Annotated in this window: 15 protein-coding genes; 5 read left to right on the plus strand and 10 right to left on the minus strand. The window is 64.0% G+C overall.

All coding sequences use genetic code 11. The annotated features are described in order from the left end of the window. The first annotated feature begins 52 nt into the window (after nucleotides 1-52). Nucleotides 53-730, plus strand: coding sequence for a TetR/AcrR family transcriptional regulator (locus R4P95_RS04640; RefSeq protein WP_317743722.1), 678 nt, complete (start codon nucleotides 53-55; stop codon nucleotides 728-730). Nucleotides 731-757: 27 nt separating this feature from the next. On the opposite strand, the gene R4P95_RS04645 is transcribed toward R4P95_RS04640, so the two are convergent. Together R4P95_RS04645 and R4P95_RS04650 are read right to left on the minus strand one after the other, a co-directional pair. Next, a complete protein-coding gene (locus R4P95_RS04645; RefSeq protein ID WP_317743724.1) occupies nucleotides 758-1,375 on the minus strand; it encodes a helix-turn-helix domain-containing protein in 618 nt (205 codons plus the stop codon). A gap of 4 nt (nucleotides 1,376-1,379) precedes the next feature. After that, nucleotides 1,380-1,856, minus strand: a complete 477-nt coding sequence (locus R4P95_RS04650; protein WP_317743725.1) for a VOC family protein — start codon at nucleotides 1,854-1,856, stop codon at nucleotides 1,380-1,382. A gap of 108 nt (nucleotides 1,857-1,964) precedes the next feature. On the opposite strand from R4P95_RS04650, the gene R4P95_RS04655 reads away from it, so the two are divergent. Genes R4P95_RS04655 through R4P95_RS04670 form a run of 4 tightly spaced genes read left to right on the plus strand, consistent with a single transcriptional unit; the run spans nucleotide 1,965 to nucleotide 6,025 of the window. Then, entirely contained in the window at nucleotides 1,965-3,266 is a 1,302-nt protein-coding gene (locus R4P95_RS04655; protein ID WP_317743726.1) for an acyl-CoA dehydrogenase family protein, read from the plus strand. After that, nucleotides 3,263-4,279 (plus strand): phosphotransferase family protein, encoded by a 1,017-nt coding sequence (locus R4P95_RS04660; RefSeq protein WP_317743727.1) that lies wholly within the window; start codon nucleotides 3,263-3,265, stop codon nucleotides 4,277-4,279. Before R4P95_RS04655 ends, R4P95_RS04660 begins: the two co-directional genes overlap by 4 nt. Continuing rightward, the gene (locus tag R4P95_RS04665; protein ID WP_213573620.1) at nucleotides 4,276-5,043 is read left to right on the plus strand and encodes an enoyl-CoA hydratase-related protein; all 768 of its coding nucleotides are present in this window, start codon (nucleotides 4,276-4,278) and stop codon (nucleotides 5,041-5,043) included. The genes R4P95_RS04660 and R4P95_RS04665 overlap by 4 nt, the downstream gene beginning before the upstream one ends. A 7-nt stretch (nucleotides 5,044-5,050) precedes the next feature. Further along, a complete protein-coding gene (locus tag R4P95_RS04670) occupies nucleotides 5,051-6,025 on the plus strand; it encodes an NADPH:quinone oxidoreductase family protein (protein WP_317743728.1) in 975 nt (324 codons plus the stop codon). A 61-nt stretch (nucleotides 6,026-6,086) separates the two neighbouring features. On the opposite strand, the gene R4P95_RS04675 is transcribed toward R4P95_RS04670, so the two are convergent. The 8 genes from R4P95_RS04675 to R4P95_RS04710 form a co-directional block, all read right to left on the minus strand. After that, nucleotides 6,087-6,587: a hypothetical protein gene (locus tag R4P95_RS04675; protein WP_213578294.1), complete on the minus strand. Its 501-nt coding sequence runs from the start codon at nucleotides 6,585-6,587 to the stop codon at nucleotides 6,087-6,089. Continuing rightward, nucleotides 6,584-7,189: a TetR/AcrR family transcriptional regulator gene (locus tag R4P95_RS04680; protein ID WP_213573623.1), complete on the minus strand. Its 606-nt coding sequence runs from the start codon at nucleotides 7,187-7,189 to the stop codon at nucleotides 6,584-6,586. The genes R4P95_RS04675 and R4P95_RS04680 overlap by 4 nt, the downstream gene beginning before the upstream one ends. A 106-nt stretch (nucleotides 7,190-7,295) precedes the next feature. Continuing rightward, a complete protein-coding gene (locus R4P95_RS04685; protein WP_208962623.1) occupies nucleotides 7,296-8,444 on the minus strand; it encodes an acyl-CoA dehydrogenase family protein in 1,149 nt (382 codons plus the stop codon). A gap of 14 nt (nucleotides 8,445-8,458) precedes the next feature. After that, nucleotides 8,459-9,604, minus strand: coding sequence for an acetyl-CoA C-acyltransferase (locus tag R4P95_RS04690; RefSeq protein ID WP_317743729.1), 1,146 nt, complete (start codon nucleotides 9,602-9,604; stop codon nucleotides 8,459-8,461). After that, nucleotides 9,597-10,445 carry an enoyl-CoA hydratase/isomerase family protein gene (locus tag R4P95_RS04695; RefSeq protein WP_213573627.1) on the minus strand — a complete coding sequence of 283 codons (849 nt, stop codon included), beginning with the start codon at nucleotides 10,443-10,445 and terminating at the stop codon, nucleotides 9,597-9,599. The genes R4P95_RS04690 and R4P95_RS04695 overlap by 8 nt, the downstream gene beginning before the upstream one ends. A gap of 23 nt (nucleotides 10,446-10,468) precedes the next feature. Then, entirely contained in the window at nucleotides 10,469-11,695 is a 1,227-nt protein-coding gene (locus R4P95_RS04700; protein WP_213573629.1) for a CaiB/BaiF CoA transferase family protein, read from the minus strand. After that, nucleotides 11,695-12,462, minus strand: coding sequence for an SDR family NAD(P)-dependent oxidoreductase (locus R4P95_RS04705; RefSeq protein ID WP_213573631.1), 768 nt, complete (start codon nucleotides 12,460-12,462; stop codon nucleotides 11,695-11,697). Before R4P95_RS04705 ends, R4P95_RS04700 begins: the two co-directional genes overlap by 1 nt. Further along, complete coding sequence (locus R4P95_RS04710) at nucleotides 12,462-13,628, minus strand: acyl-CoA dehydrogenase family protein (RefSeq protein ID WP_109334870.1); 1,167 nt, start codon at nucleotides 13,626-13,628, stop codon at nucleotides 12,462-12,464. The genes R4P95_RS04705 and R4P95_RS04710 overlap by 1 nt, the downstream gene beginning before the upstream one ends. Between the last annotated feature and the right edge of the window lie 85 nt (nucleotides 13,629-13,713).

The following is a 13,713-nucleotide window of genomic DNA, read 5'->3' on the forward strand; positions in this document are numbered from 1 at the left end:
ATAGTTATTCTGTCCACACGCCGTCCCGATCTCGGCTGGCAGACTTACCGGCATGACGTCGCCGAAGTCCCGCTCTCGTACAGACCCCACGCCACACCGCGGCGGCCGTCCCACCCGGGAGCAAGCCACGCGGATCGATCGAAGCGTCCGAGAAAGGGCGCTCGAGCTCTTCCTCCAGTACGGCTACGAGGGCACGTCGATGAATGCGATCGCCGAGGCGGCCGGCACCACCAAACCGTCCCTGTACGCCCGCTTCCCCACCAAGGAGGCAGTCTTCCGCTCGGTACTCGAATGGGCGATACAACGCACCGACTGGCCAGTTCCCGAACCACCCGCGCCGAGCCTCGACGACTTGGAGGAGGCCTTGACCGCGATCGCGTCCGCCGCGCTGAGTCGGGCGCTCGAACCGTCGATGATCAGGCTCGAACAGATCGCCATTGCCCATGCTTCGCACTACCCGGAGCTCGCCCGCCGGACTTTCGGTACCGGATTCTGGCCGCGCAAGCAGCTCGTGGTCGACCTACTCAACCGGCACGCGGCAGACGGCTCGATCGTGGCCGAAGACCCCGACCTGCTCGCGGAACACTTCCTCGGGATGGCCTCGGTCGCGCCGGCGCGCCTCGCGTCCTTCGGCATCGTGCACGACCCCGAGGACCGGGCACGCCACACCCGTTCGGCGGTGCAGCTCTTTCTTCGCAGCCTGCGGCCCGTCGACGACGAACGGACGTGAACCGGAGAGCCACGGCCGGCCGGCGCATTACCGCCCGGCTGCTCCGGCTCTCAGGCAGAACACGGTGATGCGATCGATGTCGGTAGCAGTCGGCTGAACCCGCCGCCAGAGGTAGTCCGACAACGTGCCGATCATCGCGTGCGCCGCAAGGGAGGCATCGAATTCGGGCGCCTCGCTTCCCAACTGCCTGAACGGTTCGTGCAGCAATCCGGCCAGCGGATCGCTGGCCGACCGCAGGCCCGACGCCGCGTCCTCGCCGAGACTGCCGGCATTCCACAGGACGGCGCGCGTGGTTTCCGCGACCTCACCGGCAGCCTGGGAGATCACACCCTCGACCCAGCGACGAACCTTTGCCTCAGGCGTGGACTCCTTGTTCATCTGGTGCGCAACGTATTTCCGCAGCCGCTCCGTTCCGTCCTCGAAGAGCGCTGCCACCAGTGCATCCTTCGACCGAAAATGACGATAGAACGCCTCGTTCGACAGGCCGGCCGCTGCGACAATGTCCGCGACCCGCGGGCGGGTGGTCGTTCCACACGCCCGCATCACCTCGAGCGCGGCGTCGAGCAACCCACGGATTTCCATGGCATAGATCGCGCCGCGTTTGGCCAACGCGCGCTGGGCAATACGGTTCGCAAGATCCTCCATCGCGCTAGTGCGCTTCGGCTGGGCCGCGCGAAAGCCGCTCGGGGCGGGCCCAGCACCGCTGAAGCCCTGGCTGCGCCACACGACTCACCAATTCGATCCGAAGGCCCGTCGTCGCGCTGCGATGGAAGGTGAAGAACGGTTGCCCGTCGGAACCCACCCGGGTCGCCTCGGTCACGAAACCGAAGCGTACAAGTTTTTCAGCGTCCGCCGCGACGTCGTCGGACCAGTAACCGGCGTGGTGAATGCCCGGCGCTTGTTCCCACAGAGTTCCGGGGACGCTTCGCACCACTTCGATTCGAGGTGTGGTGACGGAGTATGCGCAGCTGAGATCGACGACGGTGTCACCGTCCGGCACAGTCACCGCGATCGGACCACCTATTTCGTCGCCCCACTCGTACCCGAACAGGGCGCGTAGCTCCATCCGGGTCGCTTCGGGTTTGTCGGTGACGATGCCGAGATGAAAGAGATCCTCAGCCTTCATCGGCCGGTCTCGCCCAACTCCGCGCGGCTTCAAGAAGCAAACTCCGAAAAATAAGAATTGCATTTGTGTTCACGAGAACGATATTCTCATGCTGACGAAGGAGGCGCAATGGCGTGGGATTTCGAGACGGACGCTGAGTACCAAGCGAAACTGGACTGGGCGGATACGTTCGTACGCGACGAGGTCGAGCCACTCGATCACATCTGGGAGCACCAACAGTTCGTTCCCCTCGACGGGGCGCGACGCAAGGCTATCGACCCGTTGAAAGACCAGGTTCGGAAACAAGGTCTCTGGGCCACCCACCTCGGACCCGAACTCGGCGGCCAGGGATACGGAGCGCTCGAGTTGGCGCTCCTGAACGAGATACTCGGCCGATCTTCGTGGGCACCGATCGTGTTCGGGTGCCAAGCGCCGGACACCGGCAACGCCGAGATCATCGCCCATTACGGCACCGAAGCACAAAAGGAGCGCTATCTGCAGCCGCTGCTCAACGGCGAGTTGTTCTCCACCTATTCGATGACCGAGCCCCAGGCAGGCGCCGACCCAGCCCAGTTCACCACGCGAGCGGTCAAGGATGGGGACCACTGGATCATCGACGGCTGGAAGTACTTCTCCTCCAACGCCAGAACCGCATCCTTCCTGATCGTCATGGCCGTCACGAACCCCGACGTCAGCGTCTACAAGGGCATGTCGATGTTTCTGGTCCCGGCGGATACGCCCGGAATCGACATCGTTCGCAACGTCGGCCTGTACGGGGAAGCCATGAACGACGGTACCCACGCCCTCATTCACTACGACGGTGTCCGGGTTCCCGAAGAAGCAATGCTCGGTGGAGAAGGTCAGGCTTTCGCCGTCGCTCAGACCCGTCTCGGTGGCGGCAGGATCCACCACGCCATGCGGACGATCGGTCTCGCACAGAAGGCCCTCGACATGATGTGCGAGCGCGCCCTCAGCCGCGAAACCTCAGGTAGCCGCCTCGCGGACAAGCAATTCGTCCAGGGCTATATCGCCGACTCCTACGCTCAGTTGGCCCAGTTCCGGCTCTTCGTGCTGCACACGGCCTGGAAAATCGACAAGTACAACGACTACAAGAAGGTTCGGAAAGACATCGCCACCGCCAAGGTCGTCATGCCGACCGTTCTGCACGACATCGCCTGGCGCGCGATGCAAGTACACGGAGCACTGGGCGTGACCAACGAGCTGCCGCTGTTCCAGATGATTCACGGCGCCGCCGTCATGGGCCTCGCGGACGGCCCCACAGAGGTGCACAAGACCACAGTGGCCAAGCAGGTACTTCGCGATTACAAGCCCAATGACGACCTCTGGCCCTCGGAATGGATCCCGAAGAAGCAAGAAGCCGCCAAGGCGAAGTTCGCCGAGTACCTCGAACTGGAAGTAGGAAATTTGTGATCGACTTTCAACGCCTGTCGGACTGGATGGACGGTCAGGGCCTTCGCAAGGGTGCCCCGCTCGAACACCGATACCTTTCCGGCGGAACACAGAACGACATCTACGAACTGACCCGCGAAGACCTCCGCTGCGTGATCCGGATACCACCGCCCGAAGCTCCGGCGAACCGCGACAAGGGGATTCTGCGGGAGTGGCAGATCATCCAGGCACTCGAGGGCACCGACGTGCCACACACCGAGGCCGTCGCCGTGTGCGAAGACGCATCGGTCCTCGGCCGGCCGTTCTACCTGATGGGATTCGTCGACGGTTGGTCACCGATGGAGAACAGGAACTGGACCACCCCCTTCGACACCGACCTCGTGGCCCGCGCCGGACTCGGTTACCAATTGGCCGAAGGCATCGCCCTCTTGTCCGCGGTCGATTGGAAGTCCAGGGGTCTCCAAGACTTGGGCCGCCCCGAGGGCTTCCACGAACGCCAGGTCGACCGCTGGACCGGCCTTTTCGCGAAGATCAAGGGCCGCGAACTCGACGGTTTCGATGTGGCTACCGACTGGCTGCGCAACCACAAGCCGCTCGATTTCGTCCCCGGCATCATGCACGGCGACTATCAGTTCGCGAACGTCATGTTTCAGGACGGTGCACCGGCGAAACTGGCCGCGATCGTCGACTGGGAAATGGGCACGGTCGGAGACCCCAAGCTCGACCTGGCTTGGATGCTGGAGGGCTGGCCTGCGGACACCAGCACCCCGGAAGCTGCCACCTGCAGCTACGTCAACCTGCAGGGGATGCCGTCGATGGATCAGCTGGCAGGACACTATTCCGACGTCTCGGGACGCCAGGTCGACGATCTCGACTACTACCGGATCCTCGCCAAATGGAAGTTGGCGATCATTCTCGAACAGGGATACCAGCGTGCAGGCGACAACGAAAAGCTCCTCGCCTTCGGGCCCATCGTCGTCCAGTCCATGATCGCGGCCGCCGAGCTCGCCGAAACGACGGAGTACAAGTCATGACCGACACCGCAGAACTCGTACAGGAACGCCACGGCGCCATTCTGGTCCTTCGCCTGAACCGACCGGAGGCACGGAACGCACTCACCGGCACGCTGATGCGTGACCTCGGCACCGTCGTCGTGGAGGCCGAAGCTGATCCGGACATTCGCGCCATCGTCCTCACCGGCGCGGGCGACCGCGCATTCTGTTCGGGGATGGATCTGCGCTCCTTCGCGGAAGAAGGCGAGGGTGGCTTCAACTCCGAGGGTTACGCGCGACTGGCTTCCGGTCAACTGACCCTCCCGGTTATCGGTGCGGCAAACGGCACGGCCATCGGCGGCGGACTCGAGCTGCTGCTCGGGGCCGATGTCATCGTCGCTTCGTCGACCGCCAAATTTGGCTTCCCGGAGGTCAAGCGGGGTCTGTTCCCCGGTGGCGGCGGAACGACCATCGGCACGAGACTCCCGTTGCACGCCGCGCTGGAGATGACGCTCACTGGCGACTTCATCACCGCAGACCGTGGATACCAGCTCGGATTGATCAATGCTGTGGTCGAAGCTGATGCTGTGTTGGACACCGCCTTGGAGTACGCGGCGCGGATCGCCGTCAATGCACCCCTCGGACTCGCTGCCTGCAAGGAACTCGTCCGTCTCTCGGTCTCCGATGCTGCCCGGGCCGCGGAACGGCTCACCGACTGGCAGTCGATCGTATTCACCAGTGCAGACGCCAAAGAGGGCGCCGCGGCGTTCATCGAGAAGCGCGCACCGATCTGGCAGGGCCGGTGATCTGAGAGTGCGTGCCGCAGTCTGTTCCTCGTACGGGCCCCCCGAGGCTGTGAAAGTCGAAACGCTTCCCTCACCTCTGTTGGAGGCGGGTCAGGTGCGGATCAAGATCGGAGCCGCAGCCGTTAACTTCTCAGATGTGCTGCTGATCGCCGACAAGTACCAAGTCAGTGTCCCACCACCGTTCACACCCGGGAGTGAGTTCGCGGGCGTCGTCGAGGAAGTGGCCGAAGGAGTCAGCGCAGTCTCCGTGGGCGACCGGGTCACCGGAACCGGGTTTGTCGGTGCCTTCGCCGAGGAGATCGTCGTGGCCTCCGACAAACTCACCCTCAAGCAGATCCCGGACGGCATCGATGCACGCGTCGCCGCTGCCTTCGGCGTCGCACACCGCACGGCCTACCACACACTTCGCTCGGTGGCCCGCCTGCGGCCTGGGGACGAGCTGATCGTTCTCGGAGCGGGCGGCGGAGTCGGCCTCGCCGCTGTTCAACTCGGTATCGCACTCGGTGCGTCCGTCACCGCGGTCGCATCGAGCACCGACAAGCTCGTCGTCGCTGCTTCATATGGAGCCGGCCACCTCGTCGATCACCGATCCGGAGATCTGCGCACCCGGCTGAAAGAGGCACTTCCCCAGGGCGCAGACGTGGTGGTGGACCCCGTGGGAGGCGACCTCTCCGAGCCCGCCCTCCGCGCGCTACGCCCGGGCGGCCGCTTCGTTACGGTCGGCTACGCCTCCGGCGTCATCCCGTCCATCCCTCTCAATCTGGTATTGGTCAAAGGAATTCACATTTCCGGATTCCAGTTCAAGGACATTCCAGCCGACGAATTTCATCGCAACGAACAGGAACTGACCGACCTGCTCCTCGAGAATCGTGCAGTCCCCCACATCGGCGCCTCCTATCCGCTCGAGGGCACGGCTGACGCTCTCCGGCTCGTCGCCGACGGCAAAGCCATCGGCAAGGTACTCATCGACTGCGAGCAGTAGTCCGGTGTGACTCCTCCGATGCAGTCGGAGGAGTCACACCGATGACCAAAAACCCAGCCGGTCAAGCTATGTCGGATATCGACCAGGACGGCCAGTTGAGCAGCTCGTTGTGGCGGAAGGTCTCCGTGGCACCGATCGAATCGACCGAAACGGTAGCCGCCGCGAGGGCATGAGCCTTGAAAGCTCTGGCGGCCATACTCAACCGGTGGCTGCCGGCACCGAATCTCTCGTCGAGGTCATCCGGGAAACTATCGCCGAGCAACAGGACCTCGGTCTGGCCCTCGTCGAGGTTGTCGAGTACACCCCGCCGCACGCGGGAGTCGGTTTGGTACAGATCCGCCGACACTGCGATCACCTGCGGACAGGGACCGTGAGGGGAAGCCAGCGCCGATTCCAGGTCGAGTGTGATCGCTCCGAGAATCTGGAGTGGCCGCGCGTCCGAGTGGTCCGCGACGATGGCCGAGACATCCCAGCCTGCCATCGCCTGGTCGAACAGCCACCCTCCGGCGAGCCTCACTACGTCGACCACGTTGGGTGCGACAACAGCAACCCGGTACCTCAGGCTCCGCTGTCGGGCACGAGCTGTCGAGTCAGCGATCGTGCATACTCCCTGAATACGTCGGTCACGGGGATCGAAGGGTCGAGTAGCCATGAGGTCTCCATTCCTCTGAGAAACGCAACAATCTCTACGGCCTTGAGTGCCGGGTCTACATCGGTTCGGTATCGGCCGGCGCGTTGACCACGCCGGATGCCTTCTGCCACGGCCTCGACAGAGGCCCTGGCTCTGCCGAGTAGGCGGTCGTGCAGCGGCGCGTTGGAATCGAGGTTTTCGATCTGGAGGGCGGCGAACATGCCGATCAGCTCCGGTGAGCGCTCAAATCGCTCGGCGACCCGCTCGATCTGCTCGATGAGATCACCCGAGCGGTCTGCGTGAGCGTCGTCGTCGGCATCGCGGGCGTCGAGCACCGCGTGCAACAGCTGCTCCTTCGACTCGAAGTGATGCAGCAGTCCAGCGGGGCTGACCCCGACCGCCTTCGCGATCTGAGCCAACGTCGTGTTGCGCCAGCCGTTCCGCGCCAACAGCCGCTGAGCGGCGGTGATGATCAATTGCCGTCGATCCTCGCCCTTCGCCAGAAGCGTGTCATACGGCCGTGGTTCCGACACCGGACTCCTTCGTTGGACCAACCTACTGAACACACAGTAGGTCAGTTCGACCGGTGTGACAAGGATCTCTTTTGTTGTTACGCGTGGCTACAGTCACATCCGGTCGTCACAGTCCTAGAGACTTGGCGATGATTACCTTCATCACCTCGCTCGTTCCCGCATAAATCCGGGCGACGCGCGCATCCGTGTAGAGGCGGGCTATCGGGTATTCGGTCATGAAGCCGTAGCCGCCGAACAGTTGCAGGCACCGATCGACGACACGCGCTTGCATCTCGGTGCAGAACAACTTGACCCTCGCTGCGTCGGCACCGGACAACTCGCCGTCCACGAGATCGAGCACCGCCCGGTCGATCATCGACTGTGCTGCCTCGACCTCGGCGGACATGGCCGCCAGCTCGAACTTGGTGTTCTGGAATGAAGCGACGGGCGTGCCGAACGCCTTACGTTCCTTGACGTACTCGATCGTCGTCATCACTGCCGCCCGCGCCTGGGCGACCGAACCGACCGCCACTGTCATTCGCTCCTGCGGCAGATTTCGGCCGAGGTAACCGAAGGCGGCACCCTCCTCACCCAGCCGGTTGGCCACCGGAACGCGGACGTCATCGAACGACAGCTCGACGGTGTCCTGCACCTTGCAGCCCATCTTGTCGAGAATTCGACCGCGCGTGAACCCGGGCATGCCGTCCTCCACAACCAGCAGGGTCAGTCCCGCGCGCCGATTGTCCGGATCGGTCGACGTCCGAGCGACGACGATCACGAGGTCGGCGAGCAATCCCCCCGTGATGAACGTCTTGGCACCGTTGACGACATACTCGTCGCCGTCCCGCACTGCGGTGGTGCGAACCCCCGCGAGGTCGGACCCCGTACCCGGTTCGGTCATCGCGATGGCCGTCAGCAACGTGCCTGCCGCCAGACCGGGAAACCAGCGGCTCTTCTGCGCGTCGTCGGCATACGCGAGAAAATACGGAAGGATGACGTCGAGTTGGGTACGGACCGTGCTCAACGTAACCAGAGCGCGGGCCGCCTCCTCCTGCAGGATGACGTTGTAGCGGTAGTCGGGCAGCCCCGCTCCCCCGAACTCCTCGGGGATGGCGGTACCCAGCAATCCCAGGGATCCGAGCTGCTCGAAGACCGCACGTGGCATCCGCCCTGCCTTCTCCCAGATCGGATAGTCGGGGACCACTCGCTTCTCGATGAAGTCGCGGGCCAGTTTTCGGAAAGCTTCGTGGTCTGCGGTGAAAACGTCTCTGCGCATGTCGATTCCTTCCCTTACGCCGACAGCTCGACCAGGGTGGCATTGGCGGTGCCGCCGCCCTCACACATCGTCTGGAGGCCGTAGCGGATTCCGTTGTAGCGCATGTGATGAATCATGCGGGTCATCAGAATGGCGCCCGATCCGCCGAGCGGGTGACCCAGCGCGATCGCGCCGCCCAACGGGTTGACCAGAGCGGGATCGGCACCGGTCTCCGCGAGCCAGGCCAGCGGCACCGAGGCAAAGGCTTCGTTCACCTCGAAAACGCCGACCTCCGGGAGGTCGATGCCCGCCTTGTTCAGCACCTTCTCGGTCGCCGGAATCGGTCCGGTCAGCATGAGGACCGGATCTGCCCCTGTGACGGCACCGGCGCAGTACCGCACGATCGGCGTCAACCCCAGTTCGCGCGCCCTGTCCGGTGTCGTGACGAGCAGAGCGGCGGCCCCGTCGGCGATCTGCGAGGAGTTGCCTGCGTGGATCACACCGTCGTCCTGGAATACCGGCTTCAGGGCAGCGAGCTTGTCGACGTCGGTTCCCCGTCGCACACACTCGTCGACGGCGATCACGCCCGACTCAGTGGATACGGGAACGATCTGGGTGTCGAAGGCACCGTTGTCCAGAGCGGTTGCCGCGCGGTCGTGTGAAAGACTGGCGAACTCGTCGAGCCGGCTCCGGGACAGACCCCACTTCTGGGCGATCATTTCCGCGCCGATACCTTGGTTGAACTGGAAATTGTCGTAACGGGCAAGCGCTTTGGGCCCGTACGGCGCGCCGGAAGCTTTCGCCGCTCCGAGCGGCACCCGGCTCATGACCTCGACACCGCCTGCTACGACGACGTCCTGCTGCCCCGACATCACCGCGTGCACCGCGAAATCGATCGCCTGCTGGCTCGACCCGCACGCTCGGTTGATCGTCGTTCCGGGAACGGTTTCGGGCCACCCCGCCGCGAGTACGGCGTACCGGCCGATGTTGCTCGACTGATCTCCGACCTGAGAGACGCACCCCCAGATCACATCGTCGACGATGCCCGGATCGAGCCGGGTGCGTTCGGCGAGCGCTGTGAGAACCATTGCCGACAGGTCTGCCGGGTGCACGCCGGACAGTCCGCCGTTCCGCTTTCCCACCGGGGTACGGACCGCCTCGACGATTACTACCTCACGCATTGACTTCTCCTACTGTCGGTCTGTCCATGGATCGAAGGTCGGTGGCGTCGCGCGCACGGGCGACCGCCCAGCGACCCGTGAAATGTGGTTCGCGTTTCTCTGCGAAAGCGGCGTATGCCTCCGGAGCATCCGCGGTGGCGAAATTGACCATCTGCGCGCGGGCCTCGTTCGCCAGCGCATCGCGCATCGTTCGGTCGGCTCCCTCGTTGAGCAGCGCCTTGCTCTGCGCGAGTGCAACCGGCGGGCCTGCCACCAGTCGCTCGGCGAGGTGGGTGACGAAACCATCGATGTCCGCGGCCGGCACCACCCAGGTCACGAGATTGAGGGCGTGTGCTTCTTCGGCGTCGATCATCTCGGCCAGCAAGGCAAGTCGCTTCGCCTGCTGTAATCCCACCAGTTTCGGCAGCAGCCAGGAGCCGCCCAGATCCAAGGACAACCCACGCCGCGTAAAGATCTGGGAGAACTTCGCTTCCGGCGTGGCAATCACGAAATCGCATCCCAGTGCCAGGTTCCACCCCGCACCGACAGCCACACCGGTCACCTTGGCGATCGTCGGTTTCGGCAGCTCGTGCAACAGCATCGCTACGTCGGTCAGGCGCCGCATCTTGTCTGCCGGGTGGTCGTCGCTCGGGACAGCGATGTCAGCGCCCGAGCTGAATGCCCCGCCGGCCCCGGTGACAACCACAGCACGTACCGCACGATCGGTTCCGGCTGCGACGAGCGCATCCCGCAATACGGCCCACAATTCCGCGTTGATGGCGTTCTTGCGTTGCGGCCGGTTGAGCGTCAGAGTTCGCACGCCGTCGCGGTCCCGGCACAACAGTATGGAACTGTCAGTCACAGTGTTTCCCCTTCACGAGCACATCAGCGGTAGACCGGCCCGACGGCGCCCTGCTCCCGCAGCCGGGAAAGGTGGGCTTCGGCGATCCCGAACTCGGTGAGTACGGAGTCGGTGTGCTCCCCGAGACCCGGCACCGCCGCCATCGGAGGGTCGTAACCGGCGATGATGGGCGGCGGCAGCAGTGAGGGGATCGGCCCTGCCGGTGTCTCGATCTGCCGCCAGCGATCGCGCGTAGTGAGCTGCGGATGCCCCAGAACCTCACTCGGGAGGTTGTACCGAGAGTTGCCGATACCCGCGGCGTCGGCAATCTTCTGCACGTGGGCAAGGTCGTGGAGCGCACACCATGCACCGATGGCCTCGTCGAGCTCGGCACGGTGCGTGACCCGGCCGGAGTTCGTCCCGAATCGATCGTCGTCGGCAAGGTCGCTGCGCTGCAGTATGTCCCGCGCCAACCGCTGCCATTCCCCGTCGTTCGTGGTGCCGAGTACCACGGTCTGTTCATCGGCCGTCCGGTAGGCGCCGTACGGCGCGACCGCAGGCGACGACATTCCGAGCGGCTGCTGATCTACCCCGGAGTGCCGTGTGTAGGTGAGGGGGTAGCCCATCAGTTCCGTCATCGTGTCGAACATGCTGACCGTGACCGCGCCGAAGCGAGCACCCAGTTCAGGGCGACGCCCCTTCGCGCACAGCAGAGCGAGGATCGACAACGCGGCATACAGTCCAGAACTGACATCGGCTACCGGGGGACCCGGTTTGGCCGGCTCACCCGGAAATCCGGTCACCGCGCATGCGCCCGACTCCGCTTGCACCAGCAGGTCGTACGCTCGCTTGTGCGACAGTGGCCCGCCCGACCCATAACCGTCGATCTCGACCGCGACGAGCTCCGGGTAACGCCCTTCCAGATCTGCGGGCGCGATACCGAGGCGGGAAGTGGCCCCCGGCGCGAGGTTGGACACCAGTACGTCGGCATTGCCGAGTAACCGGTGCAGCATCTCGATCCCGTCGTCGGTTTTCAGGTCGAGTGTCACGGATTCCTTACCGCGATTGGCCCAGACGAAATGGGCCGCAAGGCCGCCGACGACGTCGTCGTAGTGGCGGGCGAAGTCACCACCTCGCGGATTTTCCACCTTGATCACGCGGGCACCGAAGTCCGCGAGCGTCTTGGTGCACATCGGGGCGGAAACGGCCTGCTCGATCGTGACGACCGTGATGCCTTCGAGTGGGCCGCCCGACGCCGCAGGCTCGGCCATCACATCACCATGCCGCCGTCCACCGGCAGCACCTGCCCGGTGACGAAGGAGGCGGCATCGGAGGCGAGGAAGACGAAGGCACCGGCGATCTCTTCGGGTTCAGCCCAGCGTCGCAGCGGGATGCGGTTCAGCATCTGGGCGGCGAACTTCTCGTCCGTACGTATGGTTTCCGTCATCGGGGTGGCAGCGAGCGGTGCCAGCGCGTTGACGAGGATGTTCTTGCGGGCCAGTTCACGCGCCAGCGATTTTGTCATGCCGATGATGCCGGCTTTGGCGGCGGAGTAATTCACCTGACCGAGCGTGCCGGTGATTCCGGCCGAAGAGGTCACGTTGATGATCCGTCCGGTTCCATCGGTGGCAAGGAACGGAAGTGCTGCCTGGGCGCAGTGGAAGGCTCCGAGCAGGTGGATGTCGAGCATCCGCTGGAAGGACTCCTCCTGCAGATCGGCGAACATGGCCGGTGCAGTCACTCCGGCGTTGTTCACGAGTATGTGGAGGACACCCTCGGTAAAGCCGGCCGCCCTGGCCACCGCCGCGTCGGCGGAGTCCTTGTCGCGGACGTCCAAGGCGATGCTGTCGGCCTTACCTCCGCGCGCCGAAATCTTCTCGGCCACAGACGCGGCGGCGGTGGCATCGACGTCCGTGACGAGCACGGCAGCGCCCGCGGTAGCGAGTGCCTGCGCAACTGCCGAACCGATACCCCCGGCGGCACCGGTTACCAGCGCAGACCGTCCGGTCAGATCGAACAACCCAATATTGTCGGCCATCAGTAGCTCCTCGGCAATCCCAAAGTGTGTGATCCTAGATAGTTCAAAATCATTTCCTGACTGATCGGTGCAATTCGCATCAGCCGGGCCTCGCGGAAGTAGCGGGCGACATGATATTCCTCCGAATACCCCATTCCCCCATGGGTTTGCAGCGCTCGGTCCGCAGCCGCGAACCCGGCCTCCGCGCAGAGATACTTGGCGGTGTTCGCCTCACGCCCGCACGGCTGACCGTTGTCGTAGAGCCAGGTGGCCTTTCGAAGAACCAGTTCGGCCGCATCCAGATGCGCCAAGGCATCGGCGAGTGGAAACTGGATGCCCTGGTTCATTCCGATCGGCCTGCCGAACACTTCGCGTTCCTTGCCGTACTTGACTGCCTTTTCGAGCGCTACCCGGCCGATCCCCAGCGCTTCGGAGGCGATGAGCATCCGCTCGGGGTTCAGGCCGTCGAGCAGATACTTGAAGCCCATGCCTTCCTCACCGACGCGGTCCTCGACGGGAATACGGAGATCGTCGATGAACAACTCGTTGGAGGTGACCGCATTTCGCCCCATTTTTGCGATCGGACGGATGTCCACCCGGCTGCGATCGAGATCGGTGAGAAACAGCGTCATGCCATCGGTCTTCTTGGATACGTCGTCGTAGCGTTGGGTGCGGGTCAGCAGGAGAATTTTCTCCGACTCCATCGCCTTCGAAATCCATACCTTGCGACCGTTTACGACGTAGTGGTCGCCTTGCCGCCGCGCGAAGGTCGAGATGCGCGAGGTATCCAGCCCCGCCCCCGGCTCGGTAACCCCGAAACAGACGTGGAGGTCGCCGGAAGCGATGCGCGGTAACGTCCGCTGCTTGAGTTCTTCGGATCCGTGCACCACAACTGGGTGCATTCCGAAGATCGACAGATGAATGGAGCTCGCGGCGTTCATACCACCGCCTGACCGGGCGACTTCCTCGAGCAGCAAGGTTGCCTCGGTGATGCCGAGCCCGTGCCCGCCATACTCCTGCGGCATCGTCATTCCCAGCCATCCACCGTCCGCGATGGCGTCGTAGAACTCCGTGGGGAATTCGTGTGCGCGGTCCTTTTCCATCCAGTACTGGTCGTCGAACCGTTTCACCAACTCGCCGACCGATTTCCGGATCAACTCCTGATCCTCGGTCAGCTCGAAACTCATGCCACCGGGCACAGCCATTACTCTGCTCTCTCTCATTTCAGCCGACCGCCGACGGGACCGTCGAACACGTCTCTGCGTGCCCTGA

The sequence above is a fragment of the Rhodococcus sp. IEGM 27 genome (genome assembly GCF_033142305.1).
Classification (GTDB): domain Bacteria; phylum Actinomycetota; class Actinomycetes; order Mycobacteriales; family Mycobacteriaceae; genus Rhodococcus_F; species Rhodococcus_F oxybenzonivorans.

What these genes read in the sequence shown, in the direction of transcription:
- R4P95_RS04640 (WP_317743722.1), top strand. Translation starts at nt 53, where the DNA reads ATGACGTCGCCGAAGTCCCGCTCTCGTACAGACCCCACGCCACACCGC.
- R4P95_RS04645 (WP_317743724.1), bottom strand. Translation starts at nt 1,375, where the DNA reads ATGGAGGATCTTGCGAACCGTATTGCCCAGCGCGCGTTGGCCAAACGC.
- R4P95_RS04650 (WP_317743725.1), bottom strand. Translation starts at nt 1,856, where the DNA reads ATGAAGGCTGAGGATCTCTTTCATCTCGGCATCGTCACCGACAAACCC.
- R4P95_RS04655 (WP_317743726.1), top strand. Translation starts at nt 1,965, where the DNA reads ATGGCGTGGGATTTCGAGACGGACGCTGAGTACCAAGCGAAACTGGAC.
- R4P95_RS04665 (WP_213573620.1), top strand. Translation starts at nt 4,276, where the DNA reads ATGACCGACACCGCAGAACTCGTACAGGAACGCCACGGCGCCATTCTG.
- R4P95_RS04685 (WP_208962623.1), bottom strand. Translation starts at nt 8,444, where the DNA reads ATGCGCAGAGACGTTTTCACCGCAGACCACGAAGCTTTCCGAAAACTG.
- R4P95_RS04690 (WP_317743729.1), bottom strand. Translation starts at nt 9,604, where the DNA reads ATGCGTGAGGTAGTAATCGTCGAGGCGGTCCGTACCCCGGTGGGAAAG.
- R4P95_RS04700 (WP_213573629.1), bottom strand. Translation starts at nt 11,695, where the DNA reads ATGGCCGAGCCTGCGGCGTCGGGCGGCCCACTCGAAGGCATCACGGTC.
- R4P95_RS04705 (WP_213573631.1), bottom strand. Translation starts at nt 12,462, where the DNA reads ATGGCCGACAATATTGGGTTGTTCGATCTGACCGGACGGTCTGCGCTG.
- R4P95_RS04710 (WP_109334870.1), bottom strand. Translation starts at nt 13,628, where the DNA reads ATGAGTTTCGAGCTGACCGAGGATCAGGAGTTGATCCGGAAATCGGTC.